Source organism: Georgenia satyanarayanai, assembly GCF_023715365.1.
In the GTDB taxonomy this organism is placed as follows: domain Bacteria; phylum Actinomycetota; class Actinomycetes; order Actinomycetales; family Actinomycetaceae; genus Oceanitalea; species Oceanitalea satyanarayanai_B.
On record NZ_JAMBNZ010000143.1, the window covers coordinates 1 to 416 of the forward strand.

General features: G+C 47.6%; 1 pseudogene. It reads right to left on the reverse strand.

The features are described from left to right. Nucleotides 1-291: pseudogene (locus M3148_RS17405) on the reverse strand (IS1-like element transposase); the annotation flags it as partial. Between the last annotated feature and the right edge of the window lie 125 nt (nt 292-416).

Here is a 416-nt window from a genome sequence, read left to right on the forward strand (position 1 = left end):
GTTGTATGCGCGAGGTTACCGACTGCGGCCTGAGTTTTTTAAGTGACGTAAAACCGTGTTGAGGCCAACGCCCATAATGCGTGCACTGGCGCGACATCCGACGCCATTCATGGCCATATCAATGATTTTCTGGTGCGTACCGGGCTGAGAGGCGGTGTAAGTGAACTGTAGTTGCCATGTTTTACGGCAATGAGAGCAGAGATAGCGCTGATGTCCGGCAGTGCTTTTGCCGTTACGCACCACGCCTTCAGTAGCGGAGCAGGAAGGACATCTGATGGAAATGGAAGCCACGCAAGCACCTTAAAATCACCATCATACACTAAATCAGTAAGTTGGCAGCATTACCAATCATCTGTTCTCCAATGACTGGTCTAAAAACTAGTATTAAGACTATCACTTATTTAAGTGATATTGGT